Source organism: Pseudomonas sp. G1002 (assembly GCF_013385455.1).
Taxonomy (GTDB): domain Bacteria; phylum Pseudomonadota; class Gammaproteobacteria; order Pseudomonadales; family Pseudomonadaceae; genus Aquipseudomonas.
In genome coordinates, this window is sequence record NZ_JACAPY010000025.1 from 42,874 (window position 1) to 57,804 (window position 14,931).

Annotated in this window: 17 protein-coding genes and 1 pseudogene; 9 read left to right on the forward strand and 9 right to left on the reverse strand. The window is 60.9% G+C overall.

Annotated features, from left to right (window positions below; all coding sequences use genetic code 11):
• Positions 1-82: 82 nt before the first annotated feature.
• From HX801_RS13460 to HX801_RS13475, 4 genes are read right to left on the reverse strand one after another with little or no spacing between them, the layout of a single operon-like run.
• Positions 83-1,294, reverse strand: a complete 1,212-nt coding sequence (locus HX801_RS13460) for an RNA polymerase sigma factor (protein ID WP_043225961.1) — start codon at positions 1,292-1,294, stop codon at positions 83-85.
• Between the two features lie 2 nt (positions 1,295-1,296).
• A complete protein-coding gene (locus tag HX801_RS13465) occupies positions 1,297-1,779 on the reverse strand; it encodes an SRPBCC family protein (RefSeq protein ID WP_003213108.1) in 483 nt (160 codons plus the stop codon).
• Positions 1,780-1,808: 29 nt separating this feature from the next.
• Positions 1,809-2,153: a YciI family protein gene (locus tag HX801_RS13470; RefSeq protein WP_003213107.1), complete on the reverse strand. Its 345-nt coding sequence runs from the start codon at positions 2,151-2,153 to the stop codon at positions 1,809-1,811.
• Positions 2,154-2,195: 42 nt separating this feature from the next.
• Complete coding sequence (locus HX801_RS13475) at positions 2,196-2,615, reverse strand: nuclear transport factor 2 family protein (RefSeq protein ID WP_003213104.1); 420 nt, start codon at positions 2,613-2,615, stop codon at positions 2,196-2,198.
• Positions 2,616-2,761: 146 nt separating this feature from the next.
• Between HX801_RS13475 and HX801_RS13480 the strand changes: the two genes are divergently transcribed.
• Both HX801_RS13480 and HX801_RS13485 read left to right on the forward strand, forming a co-directional pair.
• Positions 2,762-3,247 carry an N-acetyltransferase gene (locus HX801_RS13480; RefSeq protein ID WP_134327202.1) on the forward strand — a complete coding sequence of 162 codons (486 nt, stop codon included), beginning with the start codon at positions 2,762-2,764 and terminating at the stop codon, positions 3,245-3,247.
• A 20-nt stretch (positions 3,248-3,267) separates the two neighbouring features.
• Positions 3,268-3,873: a pyridoxamine 5'-phosphate oxidase family protein gene (locus HX801_RS13485; RefSeq protein ID WP_063027754.1), complete on the forward strand. Its 606-nt coding sequence runs from the start codon at positions 3,268-3,270 to the stop codon at positions 3,871-3,873.
• Between the two features lie 46 nt (positions 3,874-3,919).
• Here HX801_RS13485 and HX801_RS13490 read toward each other — a convergent pair whose 3' ends face one another.
• On the reverse strand, positions 3,920-4,405 hold the full coding sequence (locus HX801_RS13490; RefSeq protein ID WP_008431629.1) for a GyrI-like domain-containing protein: 486 nt from the start codon (positions 4,403-4,405) through the stop codon (positions 3,920-3,922).
• 196 nt (positions 4,406-4,601) lie between these two features.
• On the opposite strand from HX801_RS13490, the gene alaC reads away from it, so the two are divergent.
• The gene (alaC, locus tag HX801_RS13495) at positions 4,602-5,819 is read left to right on the forward strand and encodes an alanine transaminase (protein ID WP_003213096.1); all 1,218 of its coding nucleotides are present in this window, start codon (positions 4,602-4,604) and stop codon (positions 5,817-5,819) included.
• A 134-nt stretch (positions 5,820-5,953) separates the two neighbouring features.
• On the opposite strand, the gene HX801_RS13500 is transcribed toward alaC, so the two are convergent.
• Together HX801_RS13500 and HX801_RS13505 are read right to left on the reverse strand one after the other, a co-directional pair.
• Entirely contained in the window at positions 5,954-7,309 is a 1,356-nt protein-coding gene (locus tag HX801_RS13500) for a GntP family permease (protein ID WP_008431626.1), read from the reverse strand.
• Between the two features lie 84 nt (positions 7,310-7,393).
• Positions 7,394-7,927 (reverse strand): gluconokinase, encoded by a 534-nt coding sequence (locus HX801_RS13505; protein WP_087693163.1) that lies wholly within the window; start codon positions 7,925-7,927, stop codon positions 7,394-7,396.
• Positions 7,928-8,139: 212 nt separating this feature from the next.
• Between HX801_RS13505 and HX801_RS13510 the strand changes: the two genes are divergently transcribed.
• From HX801_RS13510 to HX801_RS13535, 6 genes are all read left to right on the forward strand, one after another.
• A complete protein-coding gene (locus HX801_RS13510) occupies positions 8,140-9,171 on the forward strand; it encodes a LacI family DNA-binding transcriptional regulator (RefSeq protein WP_177022249.1) in 1,032 nt (343 codons plus the stop codon).
• 341 nt (positions 9,172-9,512) lie between these two features.
• On the forward strand, positions 9,513-9,749 hold the full coding sequence (locus HX801_RS13515) for a DUF6124 family protein (RefSeq protein WP_134327205.1): 237 nt from the start codon (positions 9,513-9,515) through the stop codon (positions 9,747-9,749).
• A 199-nt stretch (positions 9,750-9,948) separates the two neighbouring features.
• Positions 9,949-10,581, forward strand: a complete 633-nt coding sequence (locus HX801_RS13520) for a glutathione S-transferase family protein (RefSeq protein ID WP_177022232.1) — start codon at positions 9,949-9,951, stop codon at positions 10,579-10,581.
• Positions 10,582-10,597: 16 nt separating this feature from the next.
• On the forward strand, positions 10,598-11,335 hold the full coding sequence (locus tag HX801_RS13525; RefSeq protein ID WP_177019374.1) for an NAD(P)-dependent oxidoreductase: 738 nt from the start codon (positions 10,598-10,600) through the stop codon (positions 11,333-11,335).
• Positions 11,336-11,346: 11 nt separating this feature from the next.
• Positions 11,347-12,756 carry an MFS transporter gene (locus tag HX801_RS13530; protein WP_087693167.1) on the forward strand — a complete coding sequence of 470 codons (1,410 nt, stop codon included), beginning with the start codon at positions 11,347-11,349 and terminating at the stop codon, positions 12,754-12,756.
• Between the two features lie 135 nt (positions 12,757-12,891).
• On the forward strand, positions 12,892-13,401 hold the full coding sequence (locus HX801_RS13535; protein WP_008431614.1) for a hypothetical protein: 510 nt from the start codon (positions 12,892-12,894) through the stop codon (positions 13,399-13,401).
• A gap of 190 nt (positions 13,402-13,591) precedes the next feature.
• Here the strand turns inward: HX801_RS13535 and HX801_RS32285 are convergent, their stop codons facing one another.
• Both HX801_RS32285 and HX801_RS32290 read right to left on the reverse strand, forming a co-directional pair.
• Positions 13,592-14,164 (reverse strand): methyl-accepting chemotaxis protein, encoded by a 573-nt coding sequence (locus tag HX801_RS32285; protein ID WP_371132976.1) that lies wholly within the window; start codon positions 14,162-14,164, stop codon positions 13,592-13,594.
• An 18-nt stretch (positions 14,165-14,182) separates the two neighbouring features.
• Positions 14,183-14,911 (reverse strand): annotated as a pseudogene (locus tag HX801_RS32290) (PAS domain-containing protein); the annotation flags it as partial.
• Positions 14,912-14,931 lie beyond the last annotated feature (20 nt).

Here is a 14,931-nt window from a genome sequence, read left to right on the forward strand (position 1 = left end):
GTGGATCAGTCACTGAAATGTTGACTGACACACCGCATTCGCGAGCAAGCCCGCTCCCACATTTGGATCTCCGGCGCCTGCACTATTTGAGTTCGGCCAGACGCCGCTCGATAAAGCGCTTTTCGGGCACTTGCTGGGTCAATGCCAGCGCCCGTTCAAACGCTCGCCGCGCGTCCTCCACTCGGCCCAATCGCCGACAAAACTCGCCCCGCGCCGAGTACGCCAGGTGATAGTCCACCAACTCCCCCCGCGCCAGAATGCCGTCCACCAATTGCAAACCGGCCTGCGCTCCATCGCGCATCGCAACGGCCACCGCGCGATTCAGCTCGATCACCGGCGATGGCATCGCTCCAAGCAACACGTCATACAGCCCGACGATCTGCGGCCAATCAGTCTCATCGGCGCTCACGGCTTCAGCGTGTACCGCCGCAATCGCTGCCTGCAGGCTGTAGGGCCCGAAGCGGCGTGTGGTCAGGGATTTCTCCACCAGGGCGCATCCTTCAGCAATCAACGACGCATCCCACAGCGAACGGTCCTGCTCATCCAGCAGCACCAATTCGCCGCCCGCCGAGGTGCGTGCCGGGCGCCGGGACTCGTGGAGCAACATCAGCGCCAGCAAGCCCATCACTTCCGGTTCCGGCAACAACTCCATCAGCAAACGGCCCAGGCGAATCGCTTCGCGGGTCAGGTCTTCACGGGTCAGGTCGGCGCCCATGGACGCTGAATAGCCTTCGTTGAACACCAGGTAAATCACCCGCAGCACACTGTCCAGGCGCTCGGGCAACTCCGCCAGGGATGGCACCTGATAGGGGATCTTCGCTTCGCGGATCTTGCCCTTGGCCCGCACGATGCGCTGGGCGATGCTAGTGGGCGTGGCGAGAAACGCCCGGGCGATTTCCTCGGTGGTGAGGTCGCAGATCTCACGCAAGGTCAGCGCCGCCTGGGCATCCGCCGCCAGCGCCGGGTGGCAGCAGGTGAAGATCAGGCGCAGGCGGTCGTCTTCCACGTCTTCAACGCTCCAGTCTGCCGCTTCCAGCGCATCGGCTTGCGCCTGCAACAACGGGGTAAAACGCGCCTGGCGACGTAAACGGTCGATGGCCTTGAAGCGCCCGGTCGAGACCAGCCAGGCCCGGGGGTTATCCGGCACACCGTCCTGCCCCCAGCGCTCGACTGCGACGAAGAACGCCTCGTGCAAGGCTTCTTCAGCCAGGTCGAAATCGCCAAGCAAGCGAATCAGGGTCGCCAGGATGCGCCGCGATTCGCTGCGATAAACCGCTTCAACCCGGGCCTGCACCGTCAATCGCGCAGGCCTTCGGTCACCAGCGTCACCAGCCGGTCGAGGCTCTGTCCCCAGCCCTCGTGAAAGCCCATGGCTTCGTGGGCCTGCTTGGTTTCGGCGCTCCAGTGCATGGCGCGGGCGGTATAGAGGGTTTTGCCGTCGACGTCTTCAAAGGTGACTTCGGCGGTCATGAATGGCTGGCCCGAAGGGATCCAGCCGGGGGTGAAGGCGTCGGTAAACACCAGCCGACTGGGGGCGGTAATCTCCAGGAATACGCCCTGGGTCGGGTATTCGCTGCCGTCCGGCGCGCGCATCAGCGTGCGAAATTGCCCACCCACCCAAAGGTCCATTTCGCACTCGGGAGTGGTCATGCCGTGTGGGCCCCACCACTGCTGCAACAAGGCCGGCTCGGTCCAGGCGCGGAACACGCGGCTGCGAGGGGCATCGATCAAGCGACTGATGGACAGTTCAAATTCGGCGGGTTTGGGTTGAATGCTCATGGGAAACCTCCTGGGTTTTATTGTTGTGATCAGAGATTCAATTCACGCACGGGGCGCACTTCCACACTGCCGACCCGAGCCGCCGGTATGCCGCCGGCCACCTGGATCGCTTCATTCAGGTCCTTGGCTTCGATCAGGTAAAACCCGGCGAGCTGCTCCTTGGTTTCGGCAAACGGCCCGTCGGTGATCGACAACTTGCCATTGCGCATGCGCACGGTGGTGGCGGTGCTCACCGACTCCAGCGGCTCGGCGGCGAGCATGCGCCCGCTGGCCTGCACGGACTGGCCATAGGCGAAACATTCCGGGTCCTTGGGGCTGTCGGGCGAATCGTGCAGCACCTGTTCGTTGCTATAGATCAGGCAGAGGTATTTCATGGGATTCTCCGTTTTCGGACAACTGACTATAGTTCGCGGCGCTCAAGGTTTCAGGTCGAACAGACCGGCGCCGGTTTCCATGTCGAAGGGTGCCGACCAATGTTCATGCACCACTTTCCACTCGCCGCCAACGCGCTGGTAGCCGGCGCTGACGCGCATCCAGCAGGTCTTGAGTACGCCGTCGGGCCCGGTGCCGCCACAGTGCGCGAGCCAGTGGGCAAAGGCGCTGTTATCGCCGGCGACGATACGCATCTCATGGAAGTCAAAGACCCCAGGGCCCGGGCAGAACTCCATGCACGCCTTCCAGTGCGCCTGATAGGCGGCCTTGCCCTTGAACTGCAGGGCGCTAACGGCGTCGAACGCGACGATATCGTCGGCGTAAAAGCTGACAATCTTCTCGACATCCTTGGCGGTGACCGCCTGTTTCCATTGTTCGATCAAGCTGCTGATTGCGGTGCTCATGGCAATACTCCTTGCGGGAAAAATCACTGAAGACACCCTTAGTCGACTGAGCCCCGGGCCAATCGACAGTCCCGCAAAAAATAATTGCGACTACCGCAAACCCGCTAAAATCCGCGCTTCTTTGTAGGATTTCGGATGCTACGCCGATGGAAACCCGCCTCGTCGCCTATCAGACGTTGACTGCCCTGCAACAACAGCAACTCAACGCCCTGGAAGTGCATCCCGAACAACTGGGTTTTTCCGGCGATATCTACTGTGCGCTGAACACCCTGCTGGTCAATCCGAACCCTGGCGTGGCAGGCTTTGCGTTACTCGCCGACGAGATTCCCGTGGCCTTCCTGCTGCTCAAACGCCCACCCTGCCTGCCCCATTGGGCGGATGAACACAGCGCCACGCTGCATGCGTTGCAAGTCGATCGCCATCAGCAAGGCCTGGGGTTTGGCAAAGCCTGCCTGCAAGCCCTCCCCGCCGCCGCGCGCCTGGTTTGGCCGCAGATCAAGGCGCTGGAGCTGTCGGTGGACACGGACAATGTGGCGGCGATGGGGCTGTATTTGCAGCAGGGTTGGGTGGACAGCGGGGAGGCGTATAAGGGGCGGATTGGGTATGAGCGCCGGTTGGCGTGGGTGTTTTAAACAATAAGGAGCTGGTGAAGATGCTAACAACCCTGGAACAACTCGAATCCCTCTACGGCCTGCCCCACGAACGGGCCGTGCGCAAGGAAATCCCGTTTCTCAACGAGGATTACCAGGCCATGGTCCGCGCGTCACCCTTGGTGGTGGTGAGTTCATCCGGCCCGGACGGCATCGACGGTTCGCCCCGTGGCGACGTGCCAGGTTTTGTACGAATCATCGACGAGCGCACGTTGGCGATTCCGGATCGGCCGGGGAATAACCGCCTCGACACCCTGCGCAATCTGGTGGTGGACCCACGTATAGCGTTGCTGTTCATCATCCCGGGCATTGGCGAGACGTTGCGGGTCAATGGCCGGGCGCAGATTTCCATCGAGCCTGAGTTGCTGGAGAGCTTTGCGGTAAATGGCAAAGCGGCCCGTTCGGTGATTCTGGTGCAGGTGGAGGCGGCATATTTCCATTGCTCCAAAGCCTTTGTGCGCTCCGATTGCTGGAACCCGGAAAAGCATCTGGATCGCTCGGCACTGCCCTCCGCCGGGGCGTTTCACAAGCGCTTGAATGATGGGGCGTTCGACGCCGAAGCCTATGACCGCGAGATGCCGGAGCGGGTCAAGGCCACGCTGTATTGAGAGGCCATTGCAGGAGCGAACGTGCTCGCTCCTGCCGGTGGCGCGGTCAGGCGGATTCGGCGTTGATCGGGATCCAGATTTCCACGGAGCCCGTGCCTTTACCCACATCGAAATCGGCGCTGTAGCGCTCAAAATCAGCCCCGACCACCTTGTACCCGGAGGCCGGCAGCCATTCGAACATGATGCGTTCATAGGTCTGCGCCAGCGCCTGCACCGGGCCAAAATGCGGGAACACGGCATAGCGATGGGCCGGGATTTCAATCGACTGGAAGTTGCTCGGTACATCGCCCTTGGCCGGCACCTCGATGCCCGCCAGGTAGTCGAATTCACCGTGTTTGGCGTTGTGGCACACGCCGTAGGTCACGCCGCCAACGCGCTTTTTAATGTCTTTGAAACAGGTGTTGAACAACGCCCACAACTTGGGAATATCGCCAATCGTGGCCTTTGAATAACGCCCTTGCACACCCGCGATCACCAGGGCCTTGCCCTCTTCCATGCGCGGCTGTAACGGCAGTTTTGTCTGTTGATCCATCTGAACAGTCTCCTTCTTATGAGGGAACAAACCCGCGTCGAGTATAGGGGCATATCCCCGTCGCACTCCAAACAGAAATTTTTCCCACAGCATCTGGACAATTGGCCATCACCGACCGTATTGTCTGCCCCGCAGGCCACCGCAGTGGCCGACGTCGCTCGGACGGTTCCGGGCGCTTACGTATTTCGAGGCAACAATGGCCGAACCCCGTTCGCCGCGCCGCTTTGCGCGCATAGATCGACTCCCCCCTTACGTGTTCAATATCACTGCCGAGTTGAAGATGGCTGCGCGTCGGCGCGGCGAAGACATCATCGACTTGAGCATGGGTAACCCGGACGGCGCCACGCCACCGCACATCGTGGAAAAAATGGTCACCGTCGCCCAACGCGAAGACACCCACGGTTACTCCACTTCCAAAGGCATTCCGCGGCTGCGCCGGGCGATTTCGCGCTGGTACAAAGACCGCTACGAAGTGGACATCGACCCGGAAACCGAAGCCATCGTGACCATCGGTTCCAAGGAAGGCCTGGCGCACTTGATGCTGGCCACCCTGGACCAGGGCGACACGGTGCTGGTGCCCAACCCCAGCTACCCGATTCACATCTACGGTGCCGTGATTGCCGGCGCCCAGGTGCGTTCGGTGCCGCTGATTCCGGGGGTGGACTTCTTCGCTGAGCTGGAACGTGCGATTCGTGGCTCGATCCCCAAGCCGAAGATGATGATCCTCGGCTTCCCGTCCAACCCCACCGCACAGTGCGTGGAACTGGACTTCTTCGAACGGGTGATCGCCCTGGCCAAGCAGTACGACGTGCTGGTGGTGCATGACCTGGCCTACGCCGACATCGTCTACGACGGCTGGAAAGCTCCGTCGATCATGCAAGTGCCGGGCGCCAAGGACATCGCGGTGGAGTTTTTCACCCTGTCCAAGAGCTACAACATGGCCGGCTGGCGCATTGGTTTCATGGTGGGCAACCCGGAACTGGTCAACGCCCTGGCGCGGATCAAGAGCTACCACGACTACGGCACCTTCACCCCGCTGCAAGTCGCAGCGATTGCGGCGCTGGAAGGCGATCAGCAGTGCGTGAAAGACATTGCCGAGCAGTACCGCCAGCGCCGTAACGTGCTGGTGAAAGGCCTGCATGAGCTGGGCTGGATGGTGGAGAACCCGAAGGCGTCGATGTACGTCTGGGCAAAGATCCCCGAGGCGTACGCCGCAATGGGTTCGCTGGAGTTTGCCAAGAAGCTGCTGCTTGAGGCGAAGGTGTGTGTGTCGCCGGGGATTGGCTTTGGTGAGTATGGTGACGACCACGTGCGCTTTGCACTGATCGAAAACCAGGACCGGATTCGCCAGGCGGTGCGGGGCATCCGGGCGATGTTCCGGGCGGATGGGCTGGTCAAGAAAGCTGACGCCTGACCCGATCCAACGGCAGGAATGATCGTTCCCACGCTCTGCGTGGGAATGCCGCCTTGGACGCTCTGCGTCCGCTTGTGACGCGGAGCGTCACAGGATGCGTTCCCACGCGGAGCGTGGGAACGATCACTTACCGCCTAGACCACCAGTGACAGCAACATGATAAAGCCCAACGCCACTACCGACAGGATGGTCTCCATCGCTGTCCAGGTCTTGAACGTCTCGGCCACGGTCATATTGAAGTACTGCTTCACCAGCCAGAACCCCGCATCGTTGACGTGAGACAGCACCAGCGAGCCCGCCCCCGTCGCCAATACCAGCAACTCGCGGTTCACCCCTGGGATCATCCCCACCACCGGCACCACAATGCCTGCACCGGTAATGGTCGCCACGGTGGCAGAACCGGTAGCCACACGAATCACCGCCGCCACCAGCCAGGCCAGCAGGATCGGGTTGATCTGCGCGGTCACCGCCATATGGCCGATCACATCACCCACGCCGCTGGTCACCAGCATCTGCTTGAAGCCACCACCGGCACCGATGATCAGGATGATCGCAGCCGTCGGCGCCAGGCTGGCGTCGAGCAGCTTGAGGATTTGCTTGGAGCCAATGCCCTGGCGATGGCCAAAGGTGTACAGCGACAACAGCAAGGCCAGCAGCAAGGCGGTGATCGGGTGACCAATCATGTCCATCCAGTTGCGGATCACGTGGCCGTCCGGCAGGGCGACGTCGGCGAAGGTTTTCAGCAGCATCAGGAACACCGGCAACAGCACGGTGATCAGGGTGATGCTGAAGCTCGGCAGGGTCTTGGATTCCGGTTGCTCACTGGCCAGTTGGTCCACCAGTTCCTGGGACGGGTTGCCCGGGATGTACTTGGCGATAAACGAACCGTAGAGCGGGCCGGCGATGATCGCCGTAGGCAGCGCGACGATCAGGCCGTAGAGAATGGTCTTGCCGATGTCGGCACCGAACACGCCGATCGCCAGCAGCGGGCCCGGGTGCGGTGGCACCAGGCCGTGCACCGCCGACAGGCCGGCCAGCAGCGGAATGCCGATCTTGATCAGCGACACACCGGTACGGCGCGCGACGATAAACACCAGCGGGATCAGCAACACAAAACCGATCTCGAAGAACAGCGGAATGCCCACCAGGAACGCGGCGAACATCATTGCCCACTGCACCTTCTCCTTGCCGAAGGCCCGCACCAGGGTTTGCGCGATCTGATCGGCACCGCCGGAATCGGCCATCATCTTGCCGAGCATCGTACCCAGCGCGAGGATAATCCCGACAAAGCCGAGCACCCCGCCGAAGCCGTCCTGGAAGGCCTTGATGATCTTGTCCACGGGCATGCCCGAGGTCAGGCCGAGAAAGCCTGCGGCGATGATCAGCGCAATGAACGGGTGGACTTTGAACCGGGTGATCAACACGATCAGGCCGATGATGGTCACCACTGCATCGAGCAGCAGATAGGTATCGTGGGACAAGCCAAACATGGGGGTCTCTCCTGTTTGTTGTTGTTATTAAAGCCGGTAAAAAATTCAGTGCAGGCGGACAGCGCTATCTTGTCCGGCAAAAAATTATTTGTTTGGTTCAAAGCCGTGTTCGAGCCACCAGGCATTGGTTTGCTCGGCCAGTTCTTCAACGCTGTCTTCACTGGCGTTGAGGGCCAGGGTCAACGGCTCGCCCACCGGGGATTCCAGGGTGGCGAACTGGCTGTCTATAAGGCTGGCCGGCATGAAATGGCCGGGGCGATGGGATACACGGTCGGCGGCGACTTCGCGGGTCAGCTCCAGAAACACAAACCCCAGGCCCGGCGCGGCTTCGCGCAGGTGGTCGCGGTATTTCTTCTTCAGGGCCGAACAGGTGAGCACCGGATGCTCGCCGGCCTTGAGCGAGCGGCGCAGCTCATCGCACAGGATGTCGAGCCAGCCGGCGCGGTCTTCGTCGTTAAGGGGATGGCCGGCGCTCATCTTCTCGATGTTCGCGGCGGGGTGAAAGCTGTCGCCTTCGATGGCGGTGGCGCCGTTCAGCAGGCACAGGGCCTCGCTGACGCTGGACTTGCCACAGCCGGAAACACCCATGATCACGAGGGCAGTAACAGGTTGACTCATGAAACACCTCAAGACGCAGATAGCGCTACCTTTGCACGCTGTAAGGCTAGTGCAAAAACAGGCTTTTCCCGCGCCGTCTTGTCATTTTTATGGAGTGACGCGTGCATCTGCTCCAAAGGTTTGAACGGGAACAGGCATCCCGACGTTCAAGAATTTGCAGGGTCTTGGAGACAGCGCTACCTTAGTGCCTCGATTTTTGTTTGGCAAGCCGCCTGATGACTCCCAAGAACGATAAAAATACCCGCACCACGGGCCGCCCTACCCTCAATGAAGTGGCCCGCCTGGCTGGCGTGAGCCCGATTACCGCCTCCCGGGCCTTGCGCGGCATCAGCACCGTGGCCACCGAACTGGTGGAAAAAGTACAAAAAGCCGCTGCCGAACTGAGCTACGTGGTCAACCCGGCCGCCCGTGCCCTGGCATCTGCCCAGAGCCAGTCGGTGGTGGTGTTGGTGCCGTCACTGTCCAACCTGCTGTTTATCGAAACCCTGGAAGCCATCCACCAGGTGCTGCGGCCCAAGGGCTTTGAAGTGCTGATCGGCAACACCCACTATTCCCGTGACGAAGAAGAAGACCTGCTGCGCAACTACATGGCCTACCAGCCACGGGGTTTGCTGCTGACCGGGTTTGACCGTACGGAAAGTGCCCGGCGCATGGTGGAATCGAGCAATGTGCCGTGTGTGTACATGATGGACCTGGACCCGGGCGCCGGACTGAACTGCGTAGGATTTTCGCAGTTGAACGCCGGGGAAACAGCGGCGGCGCATTTGATCTCACGGGGGCGCAAGCGGTTGGCCTACATTGGCGCTCAGTTGGACCAGCGCACGTTGTTGCGCGGTGAAGGCTTTCGCCGGGCGTTGCAGCAGGCGGGGTTGTACGACCCGGCACTCGAAGTGCTGACGCCACGGCCATCGTCGCTGGGCCTGGGTGGTGAGCTGTTCCTGCAACTGCTGGCCAGCCATCCGGACGTGGACGCGATCTTCTTTGGCAACGACGACCTGGCTCAGGGTGCGTTGCTGGAAGCGCTGCGCCATGGCATCAAGGTGCCGGACCAGATCTCGGTGCTGGGCTTCAACGACCTGCCCTCCTCCTCGTTCATGGTGCCGCGACTGAGCAGCATCAGTACGCCGCGTGAAGCCATTGGCCGGCGCGCGGCAGAGCATTTGCTGACGGTGATGGCCGGCAACAATATCGCCCGGCCGGTGGTGGACATGGGGTTTGAGTTGAAGGTGCGCGAGAGTACCTAGGCGGTAGCTGTAGGAAGTGGCTGGTGTTGATGGCAGCGCCTTGCTCCGTTACCTACAGGTACGTCAGAATCCGCCGGCTTGTGCGCCTGGGTAGGGCTCTCTAAGGTTGCCCGGTCGCTGAATTTCTCAGTGATCGGGTTTAGTAGCCTGGACAGTCATACAGAATGAGCATGAGCTTCATCTATCAGACTTACGTGTCTGTGCTTGATGGTGGCTGTGCGCAGGGCGCCCTTGTGGCGCGCCGGATTTTTGTGTGACTTTGCCGGTCTACTAACCTGCGTGCAGCCGCCACCCTTTCGTTTAGTAGCGATCAGGTGATGGCCCAGATAGAGGTCACGCTTATGTTCAAAGTTACTCCCAATCCTCCTTCCTTATTCACCGTCAGCCCCGACGCCAGCAGCGAAAGCCTGATCGCCAACAGCTACGAGACGTTTTCCTCGGTCAGCACGTTATTGCTCGACCTGTCTGATGAACTCACCGGCAAAGACCGCGACACCGCATTGGCGATTCACCAGTTGAGTGAGTTGGGCGTATTGCTGATGGGCAAGCTGATGGACCTGGAATCACCACTGATCTAACAGACCGCACGCGGTCAAACTGTGGGAGCGGGCTTGCTCGCGAATGCGGTGTGTCAGCCGAGCTTTCCATCACTGATACACCGCATTCGCGAGCAAGCCCGCTCCCACATTTTTGATCCTGCCCACTTAACACCCTCGCCGTGCCTTCTGGCCCCTGCTAAATTGCCCCCTGCCTTCTCACCCTCGTCTGGAAAGCACCATGGGCCATTCGCTGAAAATCCTCGGTCGCACTTCTTCCATCAACGTGCGAAAAGTCCTGTGGACCTGCCAGGAACTGGATATCCCCTACGACCGCGAAGACTGGGGCATCGGCTTCGCCTCCACCCAGTCCCCCGAATTCCTGGCCCTGAACCCCAACGCCCAAGTCCCGGTGATCATCGACGACAACGGCGTGCTGTGGGAATCCAACACCATCTGCCGCTACCTCGTGAGCCTGCACCAACGCCACGACCTGTTGCCCACCGAGCCGGTCGCCCGTGCGAGGGTCGAGCAATGGATGGACTGGCAAGCCACCGAACTCAACCCGTCGTGGGGCTACGCCTTCCACGCTCTGGTACGCAAGAATCCGGACTACCAGGACCCGCAACGCATCAAAGCCGGGGTAAAAAGCTGGAACGACAAGATGGGCCTGCTTGAAGAGCAACTGATCAAAACCGGCGCCTACGTCGCCGGTAACAACTTCACACTCGCCGACATCCTCATCGGCCTGTCGGTGCACCGCTGGTGGATGACGCCCATGGAGCATCCGTCCTACCCGGCGGTCAGCGCTTACTACGAAACCCTCAGCCAACGCCCCGGCTTCAAAACCTTCGCCCTCGACGGCCACAACTAAAAACAAGGACTACACAATGAACGGACTCAACGTACTACTCACCGGCGCCTGCGGCCGCATCGGCAAGACGTTTTTCGAAGCCTCGAAAGACCGCTACCGCTTCACCCTCACAGACCGCATCGAGCCGGATTTCGCCCTCGGCGAGCACCGTTTCATCCCCGCCGACCTGAGCGACAAAACCGCCCTCGCCGCCCTGCTCGACGGGATTGACGTGATCGTGCACCTGTCGGGCATCCCCCACGCCAGCGCGACCTTCGACGAGTTGTTGCCCAACAATATCCTGGCCACCACCTACCTGTTCGAAGCTGCCGTGGCCGCAGGTGTGAAGCGCCTGGTGTTCGCCAGCAGTGCCCAGACCATCGAAGGCTACCCGGTAGACCGGCAGATCACGCCGGGCATGCCTGTATTGCCCGCCAACCTGTACGGCGTGAGCAAATGCTACGGCGAAGCCCTGTGCGGTTTTTACGCGGCCAAAACCCCGCTCTCCACCATCGCCCTGCGCATCGGTGCGTTTGAATTCCCCGAAACCCACGACCTGAACAACGCCCGCGACCTCAGCGCCTGGCTCAGCCCCCGCGACGCCGTGCAACTGCTGCAACGCTCGGTGGAAACCATCGGGGTGAAACACCTGATCGCCCATGGCATTTCCAATAACCGTTTCAAACGCCTGGACCTCAGCGAAACAACCCGTGTGCTGGGTTACCAACCGGTGGATGATGCGTTCCAGGAATTCGAGATCCCGATCACTTACTGAGTCTTCTGCCCATGTCTTCACCCTCTCTTGCAGACGGTATCGACCCGATCCGCGCCGCGCACATCAGCGCGCGCATTGATCGGTTGCCCGCCGTAGCCACTGTCTGGCGCCTGGTGGCGCTGCTGTCGATTGGCGGCTTTTTCGAGCTGTATGACTTGTTCCAGACTGCCTATATCAGCCCCGGCCTGATCAGTGACGGAATTTTCCACACCGGCAGCCAGGGCGTATTCGGCTTCTCCGACCAGGCGGCCTTTGCCTCGGCGACCTTTCTCGGCCTGTTCCTCGGCGCCAGCCTGCTCAGCCCGATTGCCGACCGCTACGGGCGCCGGGCGATCTTCACCTTTGCGTTGATCTGGTACACCGTCGCCACCGTGTTGATGGGTATCCAGACCTCCGCCCTGGGCATCATCTGCATGCGCTTCCTGGTGGGCATCGGCCTAGGCATCGAACTGGTGACCATCGACGCCTACCTCTCGGAACTGGTGCCCAAGCGCATGCGCAGCTCGGCGTTTGCCTTTGCGTTTTTCATCCAGTTCCTGTCGGTGCCGGCGGTGGCGTTGATGTCGTGGTGGCTGGTACCCCAGGCACCGTTCGGGATTTCCGGCTGGCGCTGGGTAGTGGTGAGCAGTGCGGTATTTGCGCTGTTTATCTGGCAACTGCGCAAACGCCTGCCGGAATCGCCGCGCTGGCTCGCACAAAAAGGCCGTTTCGACGAAGCCGGGCAGATCATGGACAACCTCGAAGCGCGCTGCCGGAAAGACCACGGCAAGCCACTCGATGAGCCGGAACCGCAAGCCGTCAGCGTGCAGGGCCAAGGGCGCTTCGCCGATATCTGGCAACCGCCGTACCGGCGCCGGGCGTTGATGCTGATTGTGTTTCATGTGTTCCAGGCCATCGGCTTTTTTGGCTTCGGCAACTGGCTGCCGGCGCTGCTCTCGGGCCAGGGCGTGAGCGTCACTCACAGCCTGGGCTATGCCTTCATTATCACCCTCGCCTACCCGTTGGGGCCGCTGCTGTTTGTGAAGGTGGCGAACCGGTTTGAGAACAAATGGCAGATTGTCGGATCGGCGCTCGGCGCGGTGATCTTCGGCAGTTTGTTCGCGCTGCAAACCACCGCCGTGGGCCTGGTGATCTGCGGGGTGATGATCACCTTCTGCAACGCCTGGCTGAGTTTCAGTTATCACTCCTACCAGAGCGAACTGTTCCCCACCAACATCCGCGCCCGGGCGGTGGGTTTCTGCTATTCGTTCAGCCGGTTGTCGACGGTGTTCAGCAGCCTGTTGATCGGCGTGATCCTCGAACACCTCGGCACGCCCGGCGTGTTGGCGTTTATCGCCAGCAGCATGTTGATCGTGATGATCACCATCAGTTGGTTCGGCCCGCGCACCCGCAACCTGGCGCTGGAGAACATTGCCCACTAGCGGCAAACAATGGCCGGCGGCACGCCAACGCTTGCCGACGGTAGCGGCCAAAAGCCCCGTAAACACGGGGCCATACCACTGGGCACGCTAATTGCTCCACCTGTGGCACCGCCCACATCCACAGGTGTCCTGATCATGCTGATCAACAACAACCCCCAGGCTCAGTCGACGATCCAACGCATCAAGCGCGCAGACATGGACCCGGCCAACGCCGCGGCCAGCGCGCTGTACAGCGGTGCTGCGCAAAACGTGCAACAGGGCACTACGACTGTATCGACCACACAGGCAGCGGCCGACGCCACTGCCGACAACATCAATGCCGCCTTCGCCAAGACCCGTGTGCAGTTGCAAGCCACCACCGCAACCGCCTCGACCACCGATACGGCCAAGACTGACTCCACCACGTCGGCCCGCAGTGACTTCACCGACTACATGAAAAAAAGCCCGGCTGAGCGCATCCGCGAGCAACTGCTCAAGGAACAGGGTTTGACCGAGGATGATGTGAAGAACATGCCTCAGGACAAGCAGGATGCTATTTCCAAGGAAGTTGCAGAACGCCTGAAGGAGCAGCAGGCGCAGCAGGTAGCGGCGAAGACCGCTGACCCGCAGGCGCAGAACGTGAAAGAGACCCTGGCTGCGATCTAAGCGCTGACAATACAAACCCTGGTCAGGGAACTTGCTGGAGTGAGGGAGCTGCTGTGGCGAGGGAGCTTGCTCCCGCTGGAGTGCGCAGCGCTCCCAGGATTTTGGGGCCGCTTCGCAGCCCAGCGGGAGCAAGCTCCCTCGCCACAGCAAGCTCCCTCGCCACAGGTTATTTCTCGGCCATAACGGTGTGTTACTGCAATTGCAGTGTGGAATTGAACTGACTGATCGCATCCACCACATGCCGTGACCCTTCCTGAATCTCCAGGATCACCTGCCCCGCCTCATTCGCCAGCTCCACCCCAAGCCCCGTGCGGCTCAGGCTCGACTGCATGCTCGACACCGCGCTGATCGACAGGTCGTGGTTCTTGCGCACCACATCCACAATCTCGATCGTCGCCTGGCTGGTTCGCGCCGCAAGGCTGCGCACCTCATCCGCCACCACCGCAAACCCGCGCCCATGCTCGCCCGCTCGGGCCGCTTCGATTGCGGCGTTCAGCGCCAGCAGGTTGGTCTGGTCGGCGATGCCGCGGATGGTCTGGACGATGGTGCCGATGATGTCCGACTGCTTGCTCACTGCGTCGATGCTCACGGCCGCTTCGTTAAGGTCACGGGAAATTTCTTCGATGATCTGCACGGTCTGCTGCACCACTTCCGAACCCTTGCGGGCGCAGGCGTCGTTTTGCACCGAGGTGGCGTGAGCCGAGTCGGCAGCCGTGCGCAAGGTGGTGACCTGGTCGGTGATGTCGCTGGCGAACTTCACCACTTTGTACAGGCGCCCGTTGGCATCGAAGATCGGGTTGTAGGAGGCTTCCAGGAACAGCGTTTGGCCGAATTTATCTTTGCGCTCAAACCGGTGGGAGTGATATTCGCCGCGGTTGAGCGAGGCCCAGAATGCCTTGTAGGCCGGCGAATCGGTCTCACCGCGATGACAAAACAGACTGTGGTGCTGGCCGACGATTTCACTGAGGGAATATTTCACCGTCTTCAGGAAGTTGTCGTTGGCATTCAGGATCTGGCCTTGCGGGGTGAATTCAATGACCGCCATGGAGCGGCCGATGGCGTCGATCAGGCTCTGGTTTTCATGCTCGCGGTGAATCCGCGCCGAGATGTCCGAGGCCACCTTGATCACGCTCTGCACCTGGTTGTCGGCACCGATTACCGGCATGTAACTGGCCTCCAGCCACACTTCCTGGCCATGCTTGTTCAACCGCATGAAGGTGCCACTGAGGGGCTCGCCCCGCGCCAGGTCGCGCCAGAGTTTGGCGTAGGCATCGGTGTGGGTGTAGGCCTCTTCGCAGAAAATCCGGTGATGCTTGCCGCGAATTTCTTCGGCGCGGTAGCCCATGGTCTTGCAGAAGTTTTCATTGGCATCCAGCACGATGCCGTCGCGATCAAACTCGATCATTGCCATGGAACGGCTGATGGCGGCCAATTTGGCTTTGGCTTCGGTAAGGGCGCAGGAGAAACGTTCGATTTCCAGCAGGTCGGATTTGTGTTGGCGGTTGAACATGTCAGATCACCCTTTATTTT